Below are 21,408 nucleotides of genomic sequence, written 5' to 3' on the forward strand. Positions count from 1 at the left end.
TATTTTCCGTGATCAGCTGGCTGGTTGTCCTCTTCCTGTTGCAACTTTCCGTGTACCCGTCATTGAAAAAGACGTTTGGCGCGTTTTCATTTCCTATCTCGTTTCCGGTCTCGATACTTGCATTCACCATTGTATCTTGGTACTGTGGCCTTGCCAGAATTCCCGTCCATGCAGCACTCGTGCCATTCCTTACACTCATTGCCTGGCACATTTACCATCGCAACTACCGTATCGATGAACTGAAAGCGGAATGGCACTGGGTGGCACTCTTCCTTATCCTCTTCTTCCTCATGCTGGATGTGCGGTTTGTCAACCCCACCATCTCTTACGCCGAGAAATTTATGGACCACGGGTTTCTTGCATCAGTCATGAGAAACCCAGTTGTACCTCCGCTCGATCCATGGTTTTCAGGAGGCACCCTCAATGTATATTATTATCTCGGGTACTGGATGTTCGGGTGCTTGGCAATTGTAAGCGGTGTCCCTTCAAATGTTGCGTTCAACCTGGCCCTGCCAACAGTCTTCGCTCTTGCCGGAGTAGTCACGTACGCGATAGGAACCCTGCTGCTCGAGCGGTTCCGGTGGGTTACACTGCTTATCTTTTTCTTACCGAATCCTTCGTTCTTTTACAACATGGCACTCGGTGAGCCACTGACTTCCGTTGTGTGGAACAGTACACGGACGATTGCAAATACGATTAACGAATACCCGCTGTTCTCATTTATCTGGGGGGATGTCCACGCACATGTAATTTCCATCTTCAACCAGGTCTTCCTGATATTCCTGCTCCTCTTCGCATACAAACGCTGGGAAACTCTCGATTCGCAGGGAAAATGGCTCGTCTGCATCTTGTCCGCATTGAGTCTGGGATCCATGCCGTTGATCAATACATGGGATGTATTAATCTACGCACCCCTGACACTGCTCTTCGGTCTGCTTATTCTCTGGAGGAACAGGACCTCCCTTCGCAATATCACACCGTGGATTTACCTGTGCGCAGTCCCACCTCTTGCTATCCTGTGCTATCTTCCGTTCTACATTGAGCTGCAGACCAATACCGGGGGGATCGGAATTGTGCCTTCCTCAATATCATCCAGCGTCCCGGAATTTCTGCTGGTCAACGGCCTGTTCATTGCCATCTTTGTAGCAGTCCTTCACCGTGAGATCATCAGACGCCCAATCTTCCTTCTCGCAGTGGTCCCGTTTATCATCACGGGTTATTTCGCCGCAGCTGTTGCAGTGGTTCCCCTCGTCTATTTACTTGCCCGTAAAGAGCAGGATTTACCCGGTATCCTCGGTATGGCAGGCCTTGCAATTATCATTCTCTGCGAGCTGGTCTACCTTAAAGACAACATGGGGGAGACGTATTTCCGGATGAACACGGTATTCAAGTGTTACCTTCCCGCGTGGCTGATTCTGGGTATTTCCTCGTTCACAATGGTAGCGCAAAAAGCAGCAGACTGGAAAAAGATACCTGTTTTTTCATTCAGGGAAGGTACGATCATTACCATCACGGTCGCCTGCATCCTGTTTGCACTCCCATTTGTGATCCAGTATAACGCGGGATATGGGACAGGTACCCTTGACGGGCTTGCGTACCTCTCCACAACCCATCCCGGTGATGCTGGCGGGGTTGCCTACCTTATGGCACTGCCGGGGGATACTGATCGCATTGTAGAAGCAGAAAATGGAGACTATACGTATTATTCGAGGATCTCCTCGTTCACGGGTATTCCGTCAATTATCGGTCAGCCGTTCCATGAATTCATGTGGCGAGGAGACACCACCGGCTGGTTTAGTACAAGAAAAGCGGATATTCAGATGATTTACGAAAATCCAGACATGACGATCCCCCTCATGAAAAAATACAATGCAACGCTTCTGTACGTTGGCGATGCGGAGCGCGAACGGTATAATGTCAGCCTTCCTTCTGCCGGACTTGAAATGGTTTATTCTGCAGATAACACCGATATATATAGACTTGCGGGATAACCGGTGGGCTGTAACCCAGCAGCGATTGGCCATCCAAATTATCCGGATATCCGGAATCCCATCAGTGCACAAACATTTATTTCCGTCCCTGTCGAATTGATATGGCTACATCATTGCAAACTGATGAGTAATGAAGGGGCAAAGATGCTCCTGAATGAGGTGAGTTATGGCAAAAGGTTACGTAAAAACAGAGGCTCCAGAGGAGCTCCAGAACAAGGCGCTCGAAGCCCTTGAAGTTGCAAGAGACACCGGGAAGATCAAGAAAGGATCCAACGAAGCAACAAAAGCCATCGAACGCAGCATTGCAGCACTTGTCCTGATCGGTGCGGATGTCGAACCCGAGGAGATTGTTATGCACCTTGCCCCGCTCTGCGAGGAGAAGAAGGTCCCCTACATCTTCATCAACAAACAGAATGACATCGGTGCCGCAAGCGGTCTTGACGTTGGCTCTGCTGCAGCAGCCATAGTCAAGCCCGGCAAGGCAAAAGAAACGATCGATGACCTTGCCAAGCAGCTTGTTGCTCTGAAGGCGTGAGGATTCCATCATGGCAGATGATGCAACGCCAGCAGAAGTGATTGAAGTCGTCGGCTCGACCGGCATGCACGGTGAGGCAATGCAGGTCAAGTGCCGCATTCTAGACGGCAACAACAAGGGACGGATCATCACCCGCAACACAGTGGGTCCGATCCGTGAAGGAGACATCGTCATGCTCCTTGAGACCGAGCGCGAAGCGAAGAAAATGTCGAGGCGGTAAGCGATGGTCGAACAGCATGTGTGCAGTTTCTGCGGCAGCCAGCTCGAGCCGGGAACCGGTAAGATGTTCGTGAAGAAAGATGGCACCATCTTCTTCTTCTGCAGCACAAAGTGCCAGAACAACCACAAACTCGGGCGTGTCCCGCGCCGGGTTGAATGGACCACCGCAGGCAGGAAAGCAACCACCAAGAAGGAGTGATCCTTATGGACCGCTCATTTGTCATGGTCAAACCAGACGGTGTCCAGCGAGGTCTTGTGGGCAATATTGTCTCAAGATTCGAGGCTAAAGGTCTGAAACTCGTTGCAGCCCGGTTCGAAAATCTACCGGAAACCTGTGTTACGGAACAATACAAAGAACACCTGTCAAAACCATTCTTCCCATCATTGAAGACATATATCATGGGAGGACCGTGCTTTCTCATGGTCTGGGAAGGCAGGAATGTTGTCGCTATTGCCCGTAAAATGATTGGCTCCACCAACCCGCAGGAAGCAGCACCCGGAACCATCCGTGGCGACTTCGGGATTGATATCGGCAGGAACGTGATCCATGCCTCCGATTCACCGGAAAGTGCAGCCCGGGAGATTGCAATCCATTTCAAAAACAACGAAGTATTCTCGTACACGCGGATTGACGAATCCGTCGTCTACGAGTATTGATTTTTTTGCTCTGTAGAAAACCTCATAATCGCTGACGCTCTTTTGGGCTTTGCCCCCGCCGCTATGGCATCCCCCAGTTGCGATGACGATGTATTACCTGTCATTTGACTCGGGGCATCGTCTCTTCGAAAAAAAATGATTTCTACAGAGCAGATTTTTTAATAACCATAATCTCTATTAGCCTTCAACACTGCACTATCCTTAATGGCCGGGGATATTATCAGTTTCACACTTCTTACACTTTCCTCGATAATTATCATTGTCAATCCCCTCAGCGCGACATTGATCTATGTATCTCTCACCTCAAGTCTCGAACCTGCCACAAAACTGACCATTGCAAAAGATTCCTGCAAGTTTGCTCTCCTCATCCTGCTGTTTGCTGCAATCCTTGGCACGTGGATCCTCCAGCTCTTTGGTATAAGTCTCGAGGCATTCCGGATTGCCGGCGGGATTCTCCTTTTCGGTATCGGCATGGAGATGGTATATGCAAAAGTGTCCCGTACAAAACTGACTGCCACGGAGAAATATGAATCCCGGGAGAACGATGATGTCGCGATCATGCCGCTCGCAATTCCGATGATTGCCGGACCGGGTGCAATCACAACCTCAATCGTCATGATGAATGAGGCATTCGGAATGACCCCGTTTGCTATCGGAATTGTACTCTGTTCGATCATGTTTTCGATAGGGATCACCTATTATATGATGCGGAATTCAGATTATATCATGAAACGGGTCGGGCAAAGGGAATACCGGGCGATTAACCGCCTGATGGGAATGCTGCTCATCGCAATTGCGGTGCAGTTTGTTATCAACGGTATCAAGATCGCGTTCCCGCTGCTCACCGGAGGATCATAATGGGGGACTGGGATCTTTCATCAATCGGGCTTGTGCTGATCGGCAGCAGTATCACTGCCGCCGGTACTATTATGGCAGCATTGCTCCTTGGCATATCAGTTAACCTTGCCCCATTTCTTCTCTTGACAACAACAATACTTATTGTAATGAGCGCGGTGCTGATCGTACTGAGTACTCCGAGAAGCCCGCCACCAATTTAAACGGTATGGATATGGCTGATCAGATGGCGGTGAGGATCTGCAGCGCCCAGATTACGAGCATCTGGGAGGATCCGGAAAAGACTCTGAAAAAAACTGAAATATTCATACGCCACGCCGCAGGTTCCGGTGCTGATCTCATCTGTTTTCCCGAGCAATTTGCTACAGGATGGGATCCCCGTTCCGTAAGGAACGTCCAGAAAATTTCCGGCCCTATAATCTCATCCCTCTGTGACATGGCAAAAGATCATGCGATCGGGATCATGGGCTCATTCAGGGAGCGGCATGATCCGCTCCCCAAAAACACGGTTGTTGTCATAGGGAGTGATGGGACAATCCTTGAAACGTATGCAAAGATGCACCTGTTCAGTCCCAAGGAAGAACACGAGCGGTTCACGCCGGGTAATGAACTGGGATTTTTTACCGTGGGTTCACTCAGATGTGGCATCGCCATCTGTTATGATCTCCGGTTCCCGGATCTCTTTCGTATCTACGCGCAGAAAGGAGTTCAGGCAGTTTTTGTACCTGCAGCCTGGCCCCGGGCCCGCACCCGTCACTGGGAGCTGTTTATCCAGACACGTGCCCTGGAGAACCAGATGTATGTTACGGGAATCAACACGACCGGTATCACTCTGGTCGATTCCTACGGAGGCGCCTCTATGACTGCAGATCCGCATGGCACGATTATATGCAGGGCATCCGATGCCGAGCAGTTGATCTTCTGCGATCTCGATCCATCTGCGGTAGATGCCGCACGAAAATCCCTTCCGGTAGCGAAAGACCGGAAAGATCAGATCTACGAAAAACTCTCACAAAAGAGATCATGACGAGGATTCCTTCAGTGAATACCGGTTACCGGATACTGAACCTGCCCGCACGCCTATATGTAATCAGAAAACCAATACTTAGCCATGTACCATCTCGCATGCGTCAACTGTGGAGCCACCTATCCCGCTGACGAGATCCTGTATAATTGTACAAAATGCGGTCACCTCCTTGCCGTCAGGTACCCGCTGGACGAAATCAGCATTACCCGGGCAGTATGGAACAAGCGACCAATCTCGGTCTGGAGATACAGGGAACTTCTGCCGGTTCATATCGAACCGGTTACCCTGCAGGAGGGGGGAACTCCCCTGTACCACCTCAAACGACTCGGCGAAGAGATGGGTATCCCCCATCTCTACGCCAAACACGAAGGTATGAACCCTTCCGGCTCATTCAAGGATCGCGGTATGACCGTGGGGGTTTCCATGGCACTCCAGCTCGGGAAAAAGAGCGTTGCGTGTGCAAGTACCGGGAATACTTCGGCAAGCCTCGCGGTATATGCCGCCAAAGCTGGCATACCCTCAGTTGTCCTTTTACCCGCTGGCAAGGTGGCTGTGGGAAAGGTGGCACAGGCGCTGATGCATGGTGCAAAGGTCATCTCTATCCGGGGTAATTTCGATCGTGCTCTCGAGATGGTGCACGATCTCTGCCTCTCCCACGGTCTGTACCTGCTCAACTCGATAAATCCCTACAGGCTCGAAGGCCAGAAAACTATTGGTTTTGAGGCAGTCGACCAGCTTGGGGAGGTGCCGGACCGTATCGTACTTCCGGTAGGCAATGCAGGAAATATCTCGGCAGTATATAAGGGGCTGCTGGAACTACAGGAACTGGAATTCATTGACCGGCTCCCGATGATGACGGGGATTCAGGCGGCGGGCTCAAGCCCCGTTGTCCGTGCCATCCGTGAGAACCTTCCCGAAGTAGTGCCCGAAATGAATCCTGAGACCGTCGCAACTGCCATCCGCATCGGGGCCCCGGTTAACGCGGAGAAAGCCCTAGTTGCCATACGAAAAACCGGCGGCCTTGCGGAGTCCGTAACAGATGCTGAGATCCTCCAGATGCAACGTGATCTGGCACGGATGGAGGGGATTGGTGTTGAGCCGGCATCCGCAGCATCAGTTGCAGGCATCCGCAAACTTGCAGAAAACGGCATGATCGATCGTAACGAGAAGATTGTATGTGTAGTAACCGGGCACCTCCTGAAAGATCCGGATACGGTGATAAAACAATGCGAACCACCAACAGAGATCGACGCAGATATGCATTCGCTGCTCTCTGCACTGCGCTTGTAATTGCCCTTGCGGGAATTCCCGCTGCAGGGGCTCTTTCAGCGGATTATACCGTTTTGCCAAACGGAACGGCGTACAACGCGTCAGTCGAGATTACCGGTGCCTCGGAGTATGTGTTTGCCGATGTCGGAATCATGGGAGAGAATGTGCCGGTCCAGGTGGGAAACGTCCAGCTCTCAGGGAACTGTTCACCATGTACCTATAACTGGAGCATGCCGTGGGGTGCTCCGTCATCCATCACATTTGCAAAAGGGAATTACACAGTCTCCTATCTCGCACCGCTCCAGGATAATACACTTCAGGGAACCTTCGATAGTCCATATCAGGTAAATGTTACCATTCCGGAAGAATTCGATGTACGGAACCCGCTGCTTGCAGGCATCAGCCAAGGTGCAACAGTAACCCGTGATGGGGATAATACAACAACAGTTCAGTGGAACAATACGGTCACATTCAATGTAAGGTTCTATGATAGCGGACACGAGGAACTCCTCTGGTTCTTCCTGCAGTTCATGGGAATTCTCGTGTTGATACTTGTTGTTATTCCATGGTTGCTCTCCTTGAAAAAAGCAGAGTGAAACCCTCATTATATTGTTTTCAAGTATGCAGGATAACCGGATCGTCCCTGAAGCCATCGAAACTTCACTTGTCAAAAGTAATCGCCATTGTAATTCCTAAAATGCGCCGTCTTTACCTGAAACAGATGCCATAGTATCATTGGTACGACGGGCCGATATGATCCGTGAATGTAATCGGGAATCGGCGGTTTTTATGGATCTTCCACAGAGTTCTTCGCATTAACTCCGGCGGTAGAAATGTTTTTACCGCAATATACCCAATAAAATAAAAAAGGTCTGGTCATGCTTCTTGAAAATATATTTGTAGGTCTGGTTCAGCTGGTCTTCGCTATAGTACTTGCTGTACTGGCATTGTATATCGGTTTCTCAGTGCTCAACAGGATCACCAGGGATATAGATGAAGAGAAAGAACTTGCAAAAGGAAATGCGGCAGTCGGGATTGTCGTAGCAGCAGTTTTTGTCGCTATCGCTCTCGTTATTGAATCCGGTGTCAGTGGCCTTTCAGCGGGGATCAACAAAGCGCTCGCCTTTGGTCTTTTCACCTCGGATGGCCTGATGGTTGTGGGTCTTGCAGTATTCCAGCTTATTCTCGGCATTGTCCTTGCGGTTGGATCAATCTATCTCGCGCTCACCATCCTTGATAAGCTGACAAAAGATGTTAAGGAATTTGAGGAACTCAAAAAAGGAAATGTTGCTGTTGCCTTGGAAATGGCTGGGGTCATCATCGCTGTGGCCTGGATCATCCAGTCCGGTGTTATCGGAATCACTGCAGCACTTGCCTGAATTGCTTCTTTTTTATTTGTTCCGGCACAATCCCGTGCAGCTGTATCGTAAAAAGAACGCCGGGCCCATATCAGCAAAAAAAGCTGATTATATGGCAGGTGAAGGGAGATCGTAAGTGCGATCGGTGCCTTCAACGAGGGGTATAGGACCTGAGTTTCTGCACAAGTTCAAGATGGTTTTTTGCCTCTTCCTTCTTCTGTTTCTCGATAACTTGCATAATCTGTGCAAAGGATTTTGCGAGCCGGTAAATTTTCAGTGGGCGTCCCTTGCCTGCCGCCTTGTTTTTCCTGCTGGACATCCAGCCTTGTTCAGAAAGGTAATTCATGGCAATACTGACTTCCGGCTGACGGAGATCCGTTCCCCGTTCGATCTCTCTCGATGTAGCCTCAGGAGTATCGGCCATGAATACCAGCACTTTTGCGGTCACTTTCCTGATCCCTATGTCCACGAGAAGCTGGACAAGCTCCTCCTCTTTCTGAGTGAAATAAACCACAGATTTTGTCTTCATGCATCACATCCACATTTTTCACGAAATAATTTTGTAGATATATTCCGTAGGGCTACATAAAGGCAGTGATCGCGCAGATTACTCGGGAAGATACAATTTCGAAGAGAGGCTGAATGTTAACCGGATATAATTATATGAGGAGCATTTACCGGGAAAAGAAACATAAAAATGACCTGCGGAAGGGATACAATATGTTCCGGAATACAGGCAAAAGAATAAAAAATATGGGAAAAAATTATTGGTACCCGAAGGATTTAAGGGTCACTTCAGGGTTCACTGCACCGACATGGTAAACAACACCATCGGTGAGCTCGTTGATGGTCACTTCAGCTGGTGAGAAAAGCGATGTATCGATCTGGTAGAAGTCGAACTTGGCTTCCTTGAAGATCTCGTAGAACGGCTTACCGTAACCCTTAGACTTGTTGCTCGGGATCTTCTCGAGATAGTCCTTGATCTCGGGCGCCTTCATTGACAGTGATATCCGACCATAGTAAATGGTTGCATCATTGGTGGTACCCATTGCCCTGGTTGCATCCTTCTTAACCGGTGGGATGGGGGCGGAACCCATAGCGGAGATAATCTTCTTTGTGTCAAATCCGAGTTCGTTGAGCTTGTAGATTGCGGTCTCGACACAGCGCCCCGATACCTGAATGGAGCCGACCATCGAAGCAGTTGGAGCGACAACTGCGCAGACATTTGCCACATCCACATGGCATTCCTCAGCGATCTTGTTCATGACGTCCGCGTTAGGCAGGTGATCACTCTCGAGACAGATAACTGCACAATCATAGTCGTCCTCGTACTCGATCACTTCAAAGGTGTGCTTCGGCTTGAGTGCGAGCGCTCTGGCCGGACCGCTTCCCATCGCAAAATAATTGCCAACCTTCACGGTCCATCCTGCCTTCTGTGCGCCGAGACAGGAAATGGACGGGAAGTCCGTGTTCACATCGATGAAAGGCATCGGAATGCCCGTGATCTCTCCATTCCGGAAGTTGACTTCCCCGAGACCGCCCATGCAGATCTCGGTGAAGGCCCTGCCCGCTGCGTATCCGCCCCGGACGCTCACACCGCAATCGACGATACGTGCGCCATTGTCCAGTTCATGGTATGCGCAGTTAAATTCCTCGGCAAGATCTGCCAGATTATCAAATATTTCCAGTGCCAGTTCGTTAACACTCAGCATTATAGAAAACCCCTGCATTATTACAGATGGTCTGGAAATAGATAAGATTTTTCAAATATTGAAACAGGGTCGGGTTACCCGGCTATGCGAGATAATCGAGCACTTTTACCGGGTCATACCGGAGGGTGATGATCCGCGTCCTCCCTTTGCCTTCGCGGTACTGCAGGTTGATGAGGCGCATTGCATCCAGTTTCTTAACGATCTCGTAAAAGCGCGTATAGCCGATGGCCTGCATCTCCTTGAAGGCTTTGTAGACATCCCCCGCATTCATCTCATGCTCTTTTACGCTCCGTTCGGCAAGGGATTTGAGAATCTGCCGCTCCTCCCCCTTGAGCGTTTTCACGGTATACGAGAGGTGGAGGTACTTCGAGATCTCGTATGCCCCGCATATGTCGTCACGTTCGATGCTGCGCCGGGCAGCCCGTTCCGCGCTGAGGGTTGCACGCTTCAGCAAGTCAATACCAACCCGGAGATCCCCGCTTTTCTGGGTCTGTCCGATGACAAGGCTGAGCAGTTCATCAGAGAGAACTCCGGTGAAAAGGCCCTGCGTGACGCGGGCCTTCATGATGTCCCGGACTTCCTGATCGCCATAAGGCGGGAAGTAGATCTCAGTAGGCCGGAAAACCGATGCAACCCGTGCGTCCACAGCCCGGGACAGGTCCACGTCCATGTCGCTAATAATAACGATCACGCCGATACGAGTTCCCTCGTACGTCTCGTGGGAGCGGAGCAGCGTATAGAGTACCTTGTTGATCTCGTTCTCATAGAGGAGGTAGTTTGCATCATCGAGTGCAACGAGGAGGACGATCTCTTCCTTCGTCAGATGACGGGCCACGGCATCAAAGACCTGTTTGAACGAAGTGCCCGATGAGGGCGGGAGGTGCCCGACAAGTTTCCTGTATATTTGGGAGATGACAGCGAACTTGGTATTGTCAATCTGGCAGTTAATGTAGACCGGGACGAGTTTTTTTGTCGTTTCCTCGATCTCCTGGAACAATTTCCGGATGCTTGTAGTCTTTCCCGTACCGGGCAGGCCCTTGCAGGCCGTATTCATCGGCCTGCCGCCACGAAGCCCGGGCTTGATCTGGAACGCTAGCTCACGCATCTGGTCGTCCCTGAACTCGAACTGCTCGGGAACGAAATCGATCTCCAGTACCTCAGGGTCCCGGAACAAGGTCTCATCCCACATAAGCAGGTTTTTCTTCATCTCACTACACCTCGACGCGATCGGTATTAACTGCATTGGCTTTTTTGCAGGGTTTCAAGAATTATACATCAGATAGGATCGCTATCAAAAAGCGTTTTGTGGTCGCGGACAAACCTATATCGCCCTAGACGCGAAACAAAAAACGGGCCTTATGTGCGGCAGATGATGAAAGTTACCCCCACTGATCCATGATGACGCAGGGGACTGATGCCGCACTACTCAGGCGAAAAGGAAGTCAAGGAACTCCACTGCGTTTTTCCTGCCGAACATGCCGGTCTGTGCCGCTTTTTCCGAGAACACAGTAGTGCCGTCTTTTCCCTTCCCCCTTACCACGAACGGTACTGGATCACGGGTATGAGTCTTTACGCGAATCGGTGTCGGATGATCCGGGAGCACCGCAACAATGCCATCGAACCCGTCAAGGATCATTCCGACAACCATGTCCACATTTTCGATCGCCCTGATCTTCTCTTCAACACTGCCAAGGTGCCCGGCTTCATCAGGTGCTTCGATGTGAAGATAAAGGAAATCGAGATGCCTTATCGCTTCGAGCGCATACTTCCCCTTGGCTTCATAATCCGTATCCAGATAGCCGGTGGCACCCGGCACCGTAATGACTTCCATTCCCGCGCAGCGGGCAATACCGTTGAGGAGGTCCACCGCAGATATGATCCCGCCGGTTTTCCCGTACTTTTTCCCGAACATCGGGAACACAGGCTTGTGCCCCCCGCTCCAGGGCCAGATCTGGGTTGCCGGGGGTCTGCCAGCGGCAATACGGGCACGGTTCACCGGGTGGTTCGCGAACACCGCGCGGCTCTTGTCCATACAGCGCAGGAGCAGCTCCGCGTCGCTTCCTTTGGGCAGGTAGGGAGCTATCGCCTGTTCCACAATATCATGTGGAGGCGTGGAGGTGACCCCGTTTCCACCGCGGACCACCAGCAGGTTCCGGTAACTGACACCGGCCCGGACCATCACCTCGGGAATTTCGAGCTGGAGCGAAGCGAAGAGCTCTTTTCCTTCCGCATTGGAGATGTGGCCGGATGAGAAATCGGTCATGATTTCATTCTTTACGGTTACGAGATTGCAGCGGTACGCGACATCTTCCGCCGCAAGGTCAATCCCCATGCTCAACGCCTCTAGAGGGCCCCGCCCGGTGTAGTATTTTTCCGGGGCGTAACCAAGAATCGACATGTTCGCGATGTCACTGCCGGCCTCAAATCTGTCAGGGATCGTGGACAGCATACCACAGCCGCCTTCTCTGGCCAGCCGGTCCATATTAGGGATCTTCGCATATTCCAAGGGGGTCTTTCCCCCCAACTCGGCAAGCGGCTCGTCCGCCATGCCATCTCCGAGAACGACGATGTATTTCATAAAATACCTCACCGGTCTTTCAGTAGTTCCCTGACCGAGAGCCTGATACTTTCCCGTGAGCCGATCTGCGGTTTCCACCGGAGCCCCTTGATCTTCTCTACTGAGAGCTGCATCTTTGGGACATCACCCACCCAGCCACGCTCTCCACCGGTAAACCTGAACTTCGTTGCGGGGAGGTGCATCTCCTCAGTAACGATCTCTGCGATACTCTTCACATCTATCCAGTCCTCCGATCCGATATTGAATGTGTTGACGGTGCCCCGGGCCTTGCCGGTGGCATAGAGCATTGCTGCTATACACTCATGCACTTCGAGATACGACTTGGTTTGTTTCCCGTCACCGAGGATCTCCAGCTCGTCAGGATTCTCGATGAGTTTCCGGATGAAATCCGTGATCACACCATGGCCACTCCGTGCACCGATGATGTTGGCAAACCGGAAGATCCAGGCCTTCATGCCAAAAGAGTAGCAGTACGAAGAGATCAGGGCTTCGCACGCGAGCTTGCTCGCACCGTACACGGAGATTGGTTCGAGAGGTGTATAATTCTCCGGTGTCGGGATAATTGTCGCATCACCGTATACTGTGGAAGTAGAGGTGAAAACCAGTTCAGGAATAGTGTGCAGGCGCATGGCCTCGAGCACCCGGTACGTGGCCAGGATATTGTTCTTCAGGGTCGGATACGGATTGACAGCGCTCTGCCGGACATCGGGATCTGCTGCAAGATGGAACAGCCGGTCTGCACCTCCGATGTGTTCCTGCCAGCCATCATCCAGCAGGTCCATCTGCACAAACCTGACATTATAGTCATCGATATGCCGGGCGATCGTTTCGCGGCGCCCTGCAGAGAGGGAGTCAATGACAAGCACCTCGTTGCCTTGGGCAACAAGGGTGTCAACCAGATGCGAGCCGATAAACCCGGCCCCGCCTGTCACCACATCAAACATCAATACCTAATATGTCATACATGCTATAGGATTACTGCTATGTTCATAGGTGTCGATCACGGCACAACCGCCATGCGGTTCGCCGGGGAAACAGGCGAGTTCAAGATCTCGCGCGAAGCCGCAAAGGAATTTGTTATTGCGGATCTTGTCCGTATCTGCCCGGTCGATAAGATCGAGGGGATCGCTGTCTGTTATTCCATGGGTGACAATTTTTCAAAGATCACCCGCATCGGTAAAATAAAAAACCGTGGCCTTGTGAGCCGTGAGGGCGCGGGAAAGCATATTGGCGGAGGGACACAGGTCTTTGACGAAATAGCAGCGAGCGGGATCCCTGCTGTCGCGATCCCCGGACTCCACCGGGGCTCACCTATCGATCCCCGGTTCAAGGCCTACTCCCACCAGACCAGCCCGGAAAAGATCGGCATTGCTTTTGAGGTCTGCGAGGGCCTTGGGGACGATCTCATTGTCTCGGATGTCAGCTCAAACACAGTCACCCTGCTGGTTTCCGCAGGAAACCTGATCGGCGCATTCGATGCCTGCATCTTTGCCCCGGGGACGCTCCACGGTGCGCTGGATGTTGATGCAATCCGGAAAGTCGATGCAGGGGAATGGACAGCGAATGATGCGTTCCAGCACGCGGGCGTGAATTTTTCCCTTCCCGAAGAAGAGCGCCTGCCTGCAATTGCCCTGTTCGTGGCCATGGAATGTGCCGCGATGAGACTCCTGAATCCCCGCGCACCTGTTGCCCTGGCCGGGAGCCTTGCGCCGGTTATCGCGCCGGAAGTCCGGCGACTCCTGGGAGATGAGGTGGCGGTATACGATGAATGGTGCGCTTCCCGGGGTCTCGCAAAAATTGCCCGTGAGGTCTTTTCGGGGAGTACGGACATTCTGGGTCTCGGTGTGGATCTCTAGATTTATATTGATTTATCATGTAAGATTATTAGGGATTTTTCTTGAGAGAGCTACGCATCCACGGCAGGGGTGGCCAGGGGTCTGTCACTGCTGCCGAACTAATTGCTGTCGCCGCTTTTGAAGGCGGCGTCTTTGCCCAGGCCTTCCCGGCATTCGGTGTCGAGCGGCGCGGGGCCCCGGTGCAGGCGTTTGTCCGTTTCAATGACAAAAAGATCCGGCTCCGGAGCCAGGTCTACGAACCGGATTACATTATTGTCCAGGACAGCACGCTGATCAAGGACGTCAACGTGTTCCAGGGAGTTAAACCCGGCGGCATCGTAATCGTCAACACAGAGAAGATGCCGGATTACAAGGTGCCCGAAGGAGTGAAACTCATCACGATTGATGCGACATCCATCGCACTCAAAGCCCTCGGATTGCCCATCACCAATACGTCCCTGATGGGCGCGTTCGCAGCAGCCACGGGTGAGATCCAGTTCTCAGCACTTGAGAACGCGCTTATCCACCGGTTCCCAAAGGAACTTGCGGCCAAGAATATAGAAGCAGCGCGCCAGGCTTTCAATACCGTCAAGGGGGCTGCATAATGGCACTTGCTGTTGGTTGTCGTGCCCGGCCTGGAAAATCAGGGGATAACAAGACGGGTTCGTGGCGCGTCTTCAAGCCCATATTCGACCATGAAAAATGTTCAAAATGCAGTATGTGCCAGACCCTCTGTCCCGAAGGCTGCGTCCACGAAGATGAAGAAGGGTTCTTCGATCCGGACTATTCGTTCTGCAAAGGCTGCGGGATCTGTGCCGCTGAGTGCCCGAAAGAGGCGATCACCATGAAACAGGAGGAGAAGTAAATGATGGAGATTACCGAGGGGTCACATGCGGTGGCGGAAGCTGTCAGGCTCTGCCGCCCTCAGGTGGTTTCTGCATATCCAATCACCCCCCAGACCCATATTGTTGAGGCATTGGCCGATTTTGTTGCAAACGGAACGCTCGATGCCGAATATATTACGGTGGAAAATGAATTGTCAGCCCTCTCGGCCTGCGTGGGTGCCAGCGCAGCAGGCTCGCGCGCATACTCCGCCACGACTTCGCAGGGCCTTGCCCTGATGTTTGAGGTCTGTTTCAATGCAGCCGGGATGCGGCTGCCCATCGTCATGTCCATTGCCAACCGGGCCATGGGCGCCCCGCTCTCGATCTGGAACGACCAGCAGGACTCCATCTCTCTTAGGGATTCCGGCTGGCTCCAGTTCTATGCAGAGGATAACCAGGAAGCTACAGATCTCCACTATATCGCTTACCGCGTTTCAGAAGATCCCGCAGTCCTCCTCCCGTCATTCGTATGCTTCGATGGGTTCATCCTCTCGCATACGTATGAACCGGTCGACACTCTCTCTCAGAAGGACGTAGATAAGTACCTCCCGAAGTTTGCGCCGCCAGAGCGGCTCGATGCAAAAGACCCGGTCAGTTTCGGGATGTACGCAACGCCGGAGTATTATCTCGAATTCCGGTACGAGACCGACAGGGCCCTCAAAGGGGCAAAAGATGTCATTGCAAAAGCAGGAAAGGAATTCGAAACGCTCTTTGGCAGGGATTACAGTGCTCCGGTCGAGGGATACTCGCTCGATGATGCAGAGACGGTTATCGTAGCAATGGGATCGATCTGCGGCACGGTTAAAGATACCATTGATGAGATGCGCGCCGAAGGCAAGAAGGTCGGCCTGCTGAAGATCCGTGTCTTCCGTCCATTCCCTACAGAAGAAGTGGCAATGTTCCTTAAGAGAGCAAAACGCGTTGCCGTCCTGGACAAAAACATCTCTCTTGGCGCAAAGGGAGCAACGGTGCTTGAAGTGAAGGACGCGCTCTATGACTCCACAATCCTGGTCAAGGGGTATATCCTCGGGCTTGGAGGCCGTGACGTGAGAAAGAGGGTAATAAGGGAGATCGTCTCGCTGGTCGAGAAGGGGCAGGGAGACCAGTTCATCGGCCTGCGCAAGGAGGTGCTCTGATTATGGCATGCAAGACATGCGAATTGTTCGACTCGGGCCACCGTGCCTGCGGCGGATGCGGAGCGGCACTGGCCGCGCGGCTGGTAACAAAAGCGGCCGGGACAGATACGATTGTCGTCTCTTCCACCGGATGCATGGAAGTATTCTCCACACCGTATCCTGAGACAGCGTGGAAAGTCCCGTGGATCCACTCTCTTTTCGAGAACGCCGCTGCGGTTGCATCAGGTATCGAGGCTGCGCTGAAAAAACAGGGCCGTAAAGAGAAGATCGTAATCATGGCCGGTGACGGGGCAACGTTTGATATCGGTATGATCTGTATCAGCGGTGCCTTCGAACGTGGTCACGATTTCACGTACATCTGCTACGACAACGAGGCTTACATGAACACCGGCATCCAGCGCTCAGGTGCAACCCCCTACGATGCCAGCACCACCACAAGCCCGGCCGGCTCTCACTCGTTTGGCAACAAACGCCCCAAGAAGGATATGCCGGCGATCCTTGCGGCACACGGCGCCCCGTACGTTGCAACCGCATCCATAGCCTATCCTGCCGACCTCATGCAGAAAGTCGAGAAGGCCATAAACACACCCGGCCCTTGTTACGTCCAGGTCCATGCACCGTGCTGTACCGGCTGGGGATTCGAAGGTGACCAGACGATCGCTATCGCAAAGCTCGCCATCGAAACCGGCCTCTGGGTAAATTTCGAGATGCTCGACGGCAAGATCACCAGGGCAAAGAAGGTTGTCCGGAAACCGGTAACTGAATATCTCAAGACCCAGAAGCGCTTCCGCCACCTGTTCAAGCCAAAACAGCAGGATGCGGAAATTGCTGCCATACAGGCAATGGCAGACCGGAACGCCGAGAAGTACGGGATCGATATCAAACTCAAGAAAGAATGAACGAATAAATCATTTTTTCCGGGGGTTCCCCTTTTATCTGTACCATCAGGACGGTAATATGATCCTGCAGCACGACCTCTCGTAAAAGAGAGAAGATGGAATTATTTCTGCTATGGAAAAAACAGGATGATGATCCTCGCATCTTTCTCTCACGATGACCATTTTTATTCTGGTTTTTTCTCCCGCATTCCTGCAGGATAATCAACAATGTTAATAATCCCAAGGTCGACATTAGTAAGTTACCGGGCTCGTGGTCTAGTCGGTTATGACGTCGCCCTTACACGGCGGAGGTCGCCGGTTCGAATCCGGCCGGGCCCATCGTTTTTAAAATCAGGTGTATAAAACAGCCAGTAATTCACATCCGGCTAAATATTGCCACAGTTATTCATGCAAAAAAGTTATTTTCTCACGATCTGCACAAGCGTGATCTTCAGGGTGAGGTTCTGACCTGCCAGGTCTGGATTACCGTCCCATGTGACCGTGGTGGGTGTCACATTGATGATTTTAACGTGGGCGACTGCATTATCGGACTTCCGTATTACCTGATAAGGCTGTCCCGCAACAAAGGTTGTATTCGGGGGCAGCGAAGAAAGATTTACCGTCTGGACAAGCGATGGCTGGTAGACACCGAATGCCTTCTCCGGTGGCAGTACTACCGTTTTGGTCTCGTTCTGCTGCATACCAATTACGGCATCCGGAAGGCCGTAGGGAATGATCTCCGTTTGTCCTATGGTAAATACAAAGGGTGTTAAATTCAGGTTTGAGTCTATGATGGTACCGTTATCAAGAGTCCCGGTATAATAGATTGCAACAGTATCGCCGGTTTTTGCAAAAAACGGGTTGAAAAAATAAAACAGAATGCCCGCAAGGACAACCAGTACAGCTGCTGCAACCATCGCATACTGTTTCAATTTTTTATTGCGGATGGCTACTGCAGCCTTCCCTTTCTCCTTCTCTGATTTCTTCATATTATCCACCAGTACCATAAACGTTTGACCATTATACATTTGTCTTTTCCTCTCGTTTGGCAGCTAAGGAAAGCAAACCTGTACTCGTTTTTTGTCAAACCGTGGGAAATTGTCACAGAAAGTACTACCAGGAGTGCTACTACAATTGCACGGTATTTATACCTCCAGAACGAATGTAGTGGTGTTCACCATGTCTGATGAAGTGAGGATCGCAGACGTACAAGGGAAAAAAATCCAGTGGGACCCGGCGCAGATGCGCAAGATCCAGGAGCACCCCTGTTTTTCCGAAAAGGCATGCCATAATTTCGGCAGGTGCCATATTCCGGTCGCCCCGAAATGCAATATCCAGTGCAATTACTGCATCCGTGACTTCGACTGCGTCAACGAGAGCAGGCCCGGGGTAACGACAAAGGTACTGAACCCCGACGAATCCATGGAGATGGTCAAAAAAGTCGTGGAGAAGTACAACTACATCAAGGTCGTGGGAATTGCCGGGCCGGGCGATCCGCTCGCCAACGAGGAGACATTCGAGACCCTCAGGCGCCTGCACGAGCAGTACCCGAACGTGATCAAGTGCATCAGCACCAACGGGCTCCTGCTCCCCGACAAGATCGACCTCCTGCAGGAATACGATGTAGGCAATATCACGGTGACGCTCAACGCGATCGACCCGGAGATCGGTGCAAAGATCTACCAGTTCGTGGACTACAAGGGAAGGCGCTACGAAGGGCTCGAAGGCGCAAAACTTCTCCTCGCCCAGCAGATGAAAGGTATCGAAGAGGCGGTAAAGAGGAACATGATCGTCAAGATCAACACGGTTTATATTCCGGGAATAAACGAGGACCATATCCCTGCCATTGCAAAGAAAGTCGGAGAAATGGGGGTTTATACGTTCAACCTGATCCCTCTCATTTCCCAGTACAAGTTCGCCAATATCGCCCCACCTACTCCTGAAATGAAGCGGAAGATGCAGGACGAGTGCGGGAAATATGTAAAGCAGATGCGACACTGCCAGCGCTGCCGCGCGGATGCAATCGGCAAACTCGGCCACGATGTCCAGTCGTGCATGTATGAGAACAAGTAATTTTTTTATTGCCGGTTCCACCGATCCGGTTTAGATTAAAATTAAGTCTGTGGCGTCAGGGACGCAAACGGCTCACCCGCGGCTTCGGTCTTTGACGCCTCGCTGATAATACGGTTCATCTCATCGAGAATAGGCTGAAGTGACGGGGGAACGGCAGAATCTTCGGTATTCACTGTTTTTCCGTGATACATAACAGTATAGTGAATAAAGTCTGCTCCTCCCTGCCATGAAGTGTAATTTCCCTCAAGCATGGAATACTGTGCCTCAGAGAAGAGCGCGGTGATCCGATTAAGATCCGTCTGGTTCAGTAAGAGTTCCCGGCTGAGGGTCCGGCTCGAAAAAACTGCTGCACCATTATCAAAGATTACAAGACGGTCATCAAGTCCGGCGATTCCACCCACCCGGTGGTAGTCGAGCATGACAGCGGGGGGTGTCGGTTTAGCTACAGGGAGTGTCCTGACGCCAAGGCACCCGGCTGCTGCTACTACCACCAGAAGGAAAACAACCAATACAACGATCCAGTCCCTTATATGCATCACTCCGTGCAGGATATCAGGTACCATATTTTTTTAGATCTGAAGGACGTCCGTTTTTACCGTTTTGCCTGCCGCTTTGCGATCAGGGAGTACATCCTCGAGCGCGGCAATGAGGCTGTCGACTTTCTCGTTGTTGAAGGCGGCCCTGAATGCAGCGATCTCGGCTGCATTCATGATCATGATACCTTTCTTCTTCATCGGGAGGCCGTTAGAACCCACGGGGTTGATATCAATTGCGAGGGAAGCAGGCCGGTTCTTGGTGGCTGGCAGGCGGATGATCGAGACACCTTTCACCGAGGTATGCTTGCGTTCCCAGTCCTGCCCTTCTTCAATAAATGTCCTGAGGGTTTCTGTTAATTCCATGACAAGAACTTTTGATTTATATATTAAAAGGTTATTCGTTCCGATGCGAAAGTAGCATTTGGACTGTCCGGAATATTTTTTATAAGAAATGCAGGGATTGCAGGTACAGGATCATTAAAAATCAGGGGCGTTTAATTGATACTAACTAAGTAGCCCGAGTGAATTTTCATGCCAGTCCTTACTATCCCCTCCGGCCAGCCGTTCTCGCTCGACCAGACACTCGATTGCGGGCAGGTGTTCCGGTGGAACCGCGCCGCTGACGGTACATGGACCGGCGTGATCGGAAACTCTGTGATCCGTATACGCCAGGACGGCCGAAAACTTACGTTTGACGGGGTTTCCGGAAAGTTCATCCGGGAATACTTTTCGCTTGATATGGATCTTGGGCCGGTGATTGCTTCCTTTGACCGTGACTCCTTTATTCATAAGGCAATTGCATCCTGCAAAGGGCTCCGGTTGATCAGGCAGCCGAAATGGGAATGCCTGGTCTCGTACATATGTTCCACGAATTCCAATATTCCGGCCATCCGAAAACGCATCGCGCACCTTGCAGAACAATTCGGGAAGGCAATAGATACTGATGAAGGGATCTATTATTCGTTCCCTGACCCTCCAGCCATTTCCTGCAAGGGCAGCAGCGCACTGGACGGGTGCAAGCTCGGGTACCGCTCCCCCTATGTGTTTAAGACCGCATGCCGGATAGATGACCTGGAGGCATGGGAGGCAATGGTATCTGCAATGCCGTATGAAGAAGCCCGACGCGAGCTGATGCAGTGTGCCGGGGTCGGCCCCAAGGCGGCGGACTGCATTCTTCTCTTTGCATTCCAGAAATACGAGGCTTTTCCGGTGGATGTCTGGGTCCGCCGGATAATGCAGCAGCAGTACCTCCCGGAGCTCAGAACCGGTTCACCTCTGACCAGCCGGGAATACGACGTGATCCGCCGTTTCGCAAAGGGGCATTTCGGGGAATACTGTGGCTATGCACAGGAATACCTGTACGGGGCACGAGAAGGTAAAAAAGTGTGAAATTCCGGGTTCCCTGTTTTTCAGCACTCGTCCAGCATCTTCTTGACCATTTTCATGGTCTCGATCTTGAACTGGAAGTGCTTGATCATGCCCTCTTTCATCATGATCTTCCCGTCGATCATGCGCTTCATCAGGCTCTTTTTCTGGTCATCGGTCATCATATCCCACATCTCGGCCATGATCATCTCGTGCTGCTGCATCATGCCGGGGCCCGTTCCCTGTTCATGCATAGTTTATCCAACTCCTTGTTATTCCGGCGAACCGGACTGGCCTTGGTTATATCGGAAGTGGGGATATATTTTTGTGCAGTTTTCAGTAGGTGTGACATAATTTAGAGACAAATCCGGTACCCGGAATCCCGTTTTTTTGATGCAGTCCTGCCAGTCTATTCCCTCTTCTTTCGATTTTATCAGAAGGTTGGGACTCTCATCTCACTTTTTGAAACAATAGGCAAACCTTAAATGATGTTAATTGAT

Annotated in this window: 27 protein-coding genes and 1 tRNA gene; 19 read left to right on the top strand and 9 right to left on the bottom strand. The window is 51.6% G+C overall.

The window, feature by feature from the left end:
- Positions 1-8: 8 nt before the first annotated feature.
- From WBL42_RS01465 to WBL42_RS01515, 11 genes are all read left to right on the top strand, one after another.
- Entirely contained in the window at positions 9-1,991 is a 1,983-nt protein-coding gene (locus WBL42_RS01465; protein WP_424719489.1) for a DUF2298 domain-containing protein, read from the top strand.
- 166 nt (positions 1,992-2,157) lie between these two features.
- Positions 2,158-2,526, top strand: a complete 369-nt coding sequence (gene rpl7ae / locus WBL42_RS01470) for a 50S ribosomal protein L7Ae (RefSeq protein ID WP_424027660.1) — start codon at positions 2,158-2,160, stop codon at positions 2,524-2,526.
- Between the two features lie 10 nt (positions 2,527-2,536).
- Positions 2,537-2,746: a 30S ribosomal protein S28e gene (locus WBL42_RS01475; protein ID WP_424027659.1), complete on the top strand. Its 210-nt coding sequence runs from the start codon at positions 2,537-2,539 to the stop codon at positions 2,744-2,746.
- 3 nt (positions 2,747-2,749) lie between these two features.
- Positions 2,750-2,944 carry a 50S ribosomal protein L24e gene (locus WBL42_RS01480; protein ID WP_424719490.1) on the top strand — a complete coding sequence of 65 codons (195 nt, stop codon included), beginning with the start codon at positions 2,750-2,752 and terminating at the stop codon, positions 2,942-2,944.
- Positions 2,945-2,949: 5 nt separating this feature from the next.
- Entirely contained in the window at positions 2,950-3,402 is a 453-nt protein-coding gene (gene ndk / locus WBL42_RS01485) for a nucleoside-diphosphate kinase (RefSeq protein WP_424719491.1), read from the top strand.
- 204 nt (positions 3,403-3,606) lie between these two features.
- Complete coding sequence (locus tag WBL42_RS01490; protein ID WP_424719492.1) at positions 3,607-4,260, top strand: MarC family protein; 654 nt, start codon at positions 3,607-3,609, stop codon at positions 4,258-4,260.
- Positions 4,260-4,460, top strand: a complete 201-nt coding sequence (locus WBL42_RS01495; RefSeq protein WP_424719493.1) for a hypothetical protein — start codon at positions 4,260-4,262, stop codon at positions 4,458-4,460. Before WBL42_RS01490 ends, WBL42_RS01495 begins: the two co-directional genes overlap by 1 nt.
- A 5-nt stretch (positions 4,461-4,465) precedes the next feature.
- The gene (locus tag WBL42_RS01500; protein ID WP_424719494.1) at positions 4,466-5,284 is read left to right on the top strand and encodes a nitrilase-related carbon-nitrogen hydrolase; all 819 of its coding nucleotides are present in this window, start codon (positions 4,466-4,468) and stop codon (positions 5,282-5,284) included.
- Positions 5,285-5,368: 84 nt separating this feature from the next.
- Positions 5,369-6,574 (top strand): threonine synthase, encoded by a 1,206-nt coding sequence (gene thrC, locus WBL42_RS01505; protein WP_424719495.1) that lies wholly within the window; start codon positions 5,369-5,371, stop codon positions 6,572-6,574.
- Between the two features lie 53 nt (positions 6,575-6,627).
- The gene (locus tag WBL42_RS01510) at positions 6,628-7,149 is read left to right on the top strand and encodes a DUF5803 family protein (protein ID WP_424719496.1); all 522 of its coding nucleotides are present in this window, start codon (positions 6,628-6,630) and stop codon (positions 7,147-7,149) included.
- Between the two features lie 282 nt (positions 7,150-7,431).
- A complete protein-coding gene (locus WBL42_RS01515) occupies positions 7,432-7,932 on the top strand; it encodes a DUF350 domain-containing protein (RefSeq protein WP_424719497.1) in 501 nt (166 codons plus the stop codon).
- A gap of 130 nt (positions 7,933-8,062) precedes the next feature.
- Here WBL42_RS01515 and WBL42_RS01520 read toward each other — a convergent pair whose 3' ends face one another.
- The 5 genes from WBL42_RS01520 to WBL42_RS01540 all read right to left on the bottom strand — a co-directional run bounded on the left by WBL42_RS01520 (position 8,063) and on the right by WBL42_RS01540 (position 13,145).
- Positions 8,063-8,440, bottom strand: a complete 378-nt coding sequence (locus WBL42_RS01520; protein ID WP_424719498.1) for an ArsR family transcriptional regulator — start codon at positions 8,438-8,440, stop codon at positions 8,063-8,065.
- Between the two features lie 235 nt (positions 8,441-8,675).
- The gene (mch, locus tag WBL42_RS01525) at positions 8,676-9,623 is read right to left on the bottom strand and encodes a methenyltetrahydromethanopterin cyclohydrolase (protein ID WP_424719499.1); all 948 of its coding nucleotides are present in this window, start codon (positions 9,621-9,623) and stop codon (positions 8,676-8,678) included.
- A gap of 82 nt (positions 9,624-9,705) precedes the next feature.
- Positions 9,706-10,830, bottom strand: a complete 1,125-nt coding sequence (locus tag WBL42_RS01530) for an ORC1-type DNA replication protein (RefSeq protein ID WP_424719500.1) — start codon at positions 10,828-10,830, stop codon at positions 9,706-9,708.
- Positions 10,831-11,049: 219 nt separating this feature from the next.
- Positions 11,050-12,201, bottom strand: a complete 1,152-nt coding sequence (locus WBL42_RS01535) for a cofactor-independent phosphoglycerate mutase (protein WP_424719501.1) — start codon at positions 12,199-12,201, stop codon at positions 11,050-11,052.
- Between the two features lie 8 nt (positions 12,202-12,209).
- Entirely contained in the window at positions 12,210-13,145 is a 936-nt protein-coding gene (locus WBL42_RS01540) for an NAD-dependent epimerase/dehydratase family protein (protein ID WP_424719502.1), read from the bottom strand.
- 39 nt (positions 13,146-13,184) lie between these two features.
- Between WBL42_RS01540 and WBL42_RS01545 the strand changes: the two genes are divergently transcribed.
- The 6 genes from WBL42_RS01545 (at position 13,185) to WBL42_RS01570 (ending at position 17,273) form a co-directional block, all read left to right on the top strand.
- Positions 13,185-14,057: a methanogenesis marker 12 protein gene (locus WBL42_RS01545; protein WP_424719503.1), complete on the top strand. Its 873-nt coding sequence runs from the start codon at positions 13,185-13,187 to the stop codon at positions 14,055-14,057.
- 41 nt (positions 14,058-14,098) lie between these two features.
- Positions 14,099-14,641, top strand: coding sequence for a pyruvate ferredoxin oxidoreductase subunit gamma (locus tag WBL42_RS01550; protein ID WP_424719504.1), 543 nt, complete (start codon positions 14,099-14,101; stop codon positions 14,639-14,641).
- Positions 14,641-14,901 (top strand): 4Fe-4S binding protein, encoded by a 261-nt coding sequence (locus WBL42_RS01555; protein ID WP_424719505.1) that lies wholly within the window; start codon positions 14,641-14,643, stop codon positions 14,899-14,901. The genes WBL42_RS01550 and WBL42_RS01555 overlap by 1 nt, the downstream gene beginning before the upstream one ends.
- Positions 14,902-16,056 carry a pyruvate synthase subunit PorA gene (gene porA, locus WBL42_RS01560; protein WP_424719506.1) on the top strand — a complete coding sequence of 385 codons (1,155 nt, stop codon included), beginning with the start codon at positions 14,902-14,904 and terminating at the stop codon, positions 16,054-16,056.
- Positions 16,057-16,058: 2 nt separating this feature from the next.
- Positions 16,059-16,955 carry a pyruvate synthase subunit PorB gene (porB, locus tag WBL42_RS01565; RefSeq protein ID WP_424719507.1) on the top strand — a complete coding sequence of 299 codons (897 nt, stop codon included), beginning with the start codon at positions 16,059-16,061 and terminating at the stop codon, positions 16,953-16,955.
- A 244-nt stretch (positions 16,956-17,199) separates the two neighbouring features.
- A tRNA-Val gene (locus WBL42_RS01570) sits at positions 17,200-17,273 on the top strand.
- Between the two features lie 80 nt (positions 17,274-17,353).
- Here WBL42_RS01570 and WBL42_RS01575 read toward each other — a convergent pair.
- A complete protein-coding gene (locus WBL42_RS01575; protein WP_424719508.1) occupies positions 17,354-17,923 on the bottom strand; it encodes an FKBP-type peptidyl-prolyl cis-trans isomerase in 570 nt (189 codons plus the stop codon).
- 190 nt (positions 17,924-18,113) lie between these two features.
- Between WBL42_RS01575 and nifB the strand changes: the two genes are divergently transcribed.
- Complete coding sequence (gene nifB / locus WBL42_RS01580; protein ID WP_424719509.1) at positions 18,114-19,007, top strand: nitrogenase cofactor biosynthesis protein NifB; 894 nt, start codon at positions 18,114-18,116, stop codon at positions 19,005-19,007.
- Positions 19,008-19,048: 41 nt separating this feature from the next.
- Here the strand turns inward: nifB and WBL42_RS01585 are convergent, their stop codons facing one another.
- Both WBL42_RS01585 and WBL42_RS01590 read right to left on the bottom strand, forming a co-directional pair.
- A complete protein-coding gene (locus WBL42_RS01585; RefSeq protein ID WP_424719510.1) occupies positions 19,049-19,543 on the bottom strand; it encodes a hypothetical protein in 495 nt (164 codons plus the stop codon).
- Positions 19,544-19,576: 33 nt separating this feature from the next.
- The gene (locus WBL42_RS01590) at positions 19,577-19,906 is read right to left on the bottom strand and encodes a hypothetical protein (protein WP_424719511.1); all 330 of its coding nucleotides are present in this window, start codon (positions 19,904-19,906) and stop codon (positions 19,577-19,579) included.
- A gap of 168 nt (positions 19,907-20,074) precedes the next feature.
- On the opposite strand from WBL42_RS01590, the gene WBL42_RS01595 reads away from it, so the two are divergent.
- Positions 20,075-20,932, top strand: a complete 858-nt coding sequence (locus tag WBL42_RS01595) for a DNA-3-methyladenine glycosylase family protein (protein ID WP_424719512.1) — start codon at positions 20,075-20,077, stop codon at positions 20,930-20,932.
- Between the two features lie 20 nt (positions 20,933-20,952).
- On the opposite strand, the gene WBL42_RS01600 is transcribed toward WBL42_RS01595, so the two are convergent.
- Positions 20,953-21,162, bottom strand: a complete 210-nt coding sequence (locus tag WBL42_RS01600; protein ID WP_424719513.1) for a hypothetical protein — start codon at positions 21,160-21,162, stop codon at positions 20,953-20,955.
- Between the last annotated feature and the right edge of the window lie 246 nt (positions 21,163-21,408).

Source organism: Methanoregula sp. (assembly GCF_049686655.1).
In the GTDB taxonomy this organism is placed as follows: domain Archaea; phylum Halobacteriota; class Methanomicrobia; order Methanomicrobiales; family Methanospirillaceae; genus Methanoregula.

Excerpts from the sequence above, each read along its gene's own strand:
- rpl7ae (WP_424027660.1), top strand. The coding sequence starts at position 2,158 with ATGGCAAAAGGTTACGTAAAAACAGAGGCTCCAGAGGAGCTCCAGAAC.
- WBL42_RS01475 (WP_424027659.1), top strand. The coding sequence starts at position 2,537 with ATGGCAGATGATGCAACGCCAGCAGAAGTGATTGAAGTCGTCGGCTCG.
- WBL42_RS01480 (WP_424719490.1), top strand. The coding sequence starts at position 2,750 with ATGGTCGAACAGCATGTGTGCAGTTTCTGCGGCAGCCAGCTCGAGCCG.
- ndk (WP_424719491.1), top strand. The coding sequence starts at position 2,950 with ATGGACCGCTCATTTGTCATGGTCAAACCAGACGGTGTCCAGCGAGGT.
- WBL42_RS01490 (WP_424719492.1), top strand. The coding sequence starts at position 3,607 with ATGGCCGGGGATATTATCAGTTTCACACTTCTTACACTTTCCTCGATA.
- WBL42_RS01495 (WP_424719493.1), top strand. The coding sequence starts at position 4,260 with ATGGGGGACTGGGATCTTTCATCAATCGGGCTTGTGCTGATCGGCAGC.
- WBL42_RS01500 (WP_424719494.1), top strand. The coding sequence starts at position 4,466 with ATGGATATGGCTGATCAGATGGCGGTGAGGATCTGCAGCGCCCAGATT.
- thrC (WP_424719495.1), top strand. The coding sequence starts at position 5,369 with ATGTACCATCTCGCATGCGTCAACTGTGGAGCCACCTATCCCGCTGAC.
- WBL42_RS01515 (WP_424719497.1), top strand. The coding sequence starts at position 7,432 with ATGCTTCTTGAAAATATATTTGTAGGTCTGGTTCAGCTGGTCTTCGCT.
- WBL42_RS01520 (WP_424719498.1), bottom strand. The coding sequence starts at position 8,440 with ATGAAGACAAAATCTGTGGTTTATTTCACTCAGAAAGAGGAGGAGCTT.
- mch (WP_424719499.1), bottom strand. The coding sequence starts at position 9,623 with ATGCTGAGTGTTAACGAACTGGCACTGGAAATATTTGATAATCTGGCA.
- WBL42_RS01530 (WP_424719500.1), bottom strand. The coding sequence starts at position 10,830 with ATGAAGAAAAACCTGCTTATGTGGGATGAGACCTTGTTCCGGGACCCT.
- WBL42_RS01535 (WP_424719501.1), bottom strand. The coding sequence starts at position 12,201 with ATGAAATACATCGTCGTTCTCGGAGATGGCATGGCGGACGAGCCGCTT.
- WBL42_RS01540 (WP_424719502.1), bottom strand. The coding sequence starts at position 13,145 with ATGTTTGATGTGGTGACAGGCGGGGCCGGGTTTATCGGCTCGCATCTG.
- WBL42_RS01545 (WP_424719503.1), top strand. The coding sequence starts at position 13,185 with ATGTTCATAGGTGTCGATCACGGCACAACCGCCATGCGGTTCGCCGGG.
- WBL42_RS01555 (WP_424719505.1), top strand. The coding sequence starts at position 14,641 with ATGGCACTTGCTGTTGGTTGTCGTGCCCGGCCTGGAAAATCAGGGGAT.
- porA (WP_424719506.1), top strand. The coding sequence starts at position 14,902 with ATGATGGAGATTACCGAGGGGTCACATGCGGTGGCGGAAGCTGTCAGG.
- porB (WP_424719507.1), top strand. The coding sequence starts at position 16,059 with ATGGCATGCAAGACATGCGAATTGTTCGACTCGGGCCACCGTGCCTGC.
- WBL42_RS01575 (WP_424719508.1), bottom strand. The coding sequence starts at position 17,923 with ATGAAGAAATCAGAGAAGGAGAAAGGGAAGGCTGCAGTAGCCATCCGC.
- nifB (WP_424719509.1), top strand. The coding sequence starts at position 18,114 with ATGTCTGATGAAGTGAGGATCGCAGACGTACAAGGGAAAAAAATCCAG.
- WBL42_RS01585 (WP_424719510.1), bottom strand. The coding sequence starts at position 19,543 with ATGCATATAAGGGACTGGATCGTTGTATTGGTTGTTTTCCTTCTGGTG.
- WBL42_RS01590 (WP_424719511.1), bottom strand. The coding sequence starts at position 19,906 with ATGGAATTAACAGAAACCCTCAGGACATTTATTGAAGAAGGGCAGGAC.
- WBL42_RS01595 (WP_424719512.1), top strand. The coding sequence starts at position 20,075 with ATGCCAGTCCTTACTATCCCCTCCGGCCAGCCGTTCTCGCTCGACCAG.
- WBL42_RS01600 (WP_424719513.1), bottom strand. The coding sequence starts at position 21,162 with ATGCATGAACAGGGAACGGGCCCCGGCATGATGCAGCAGCACGAGATG.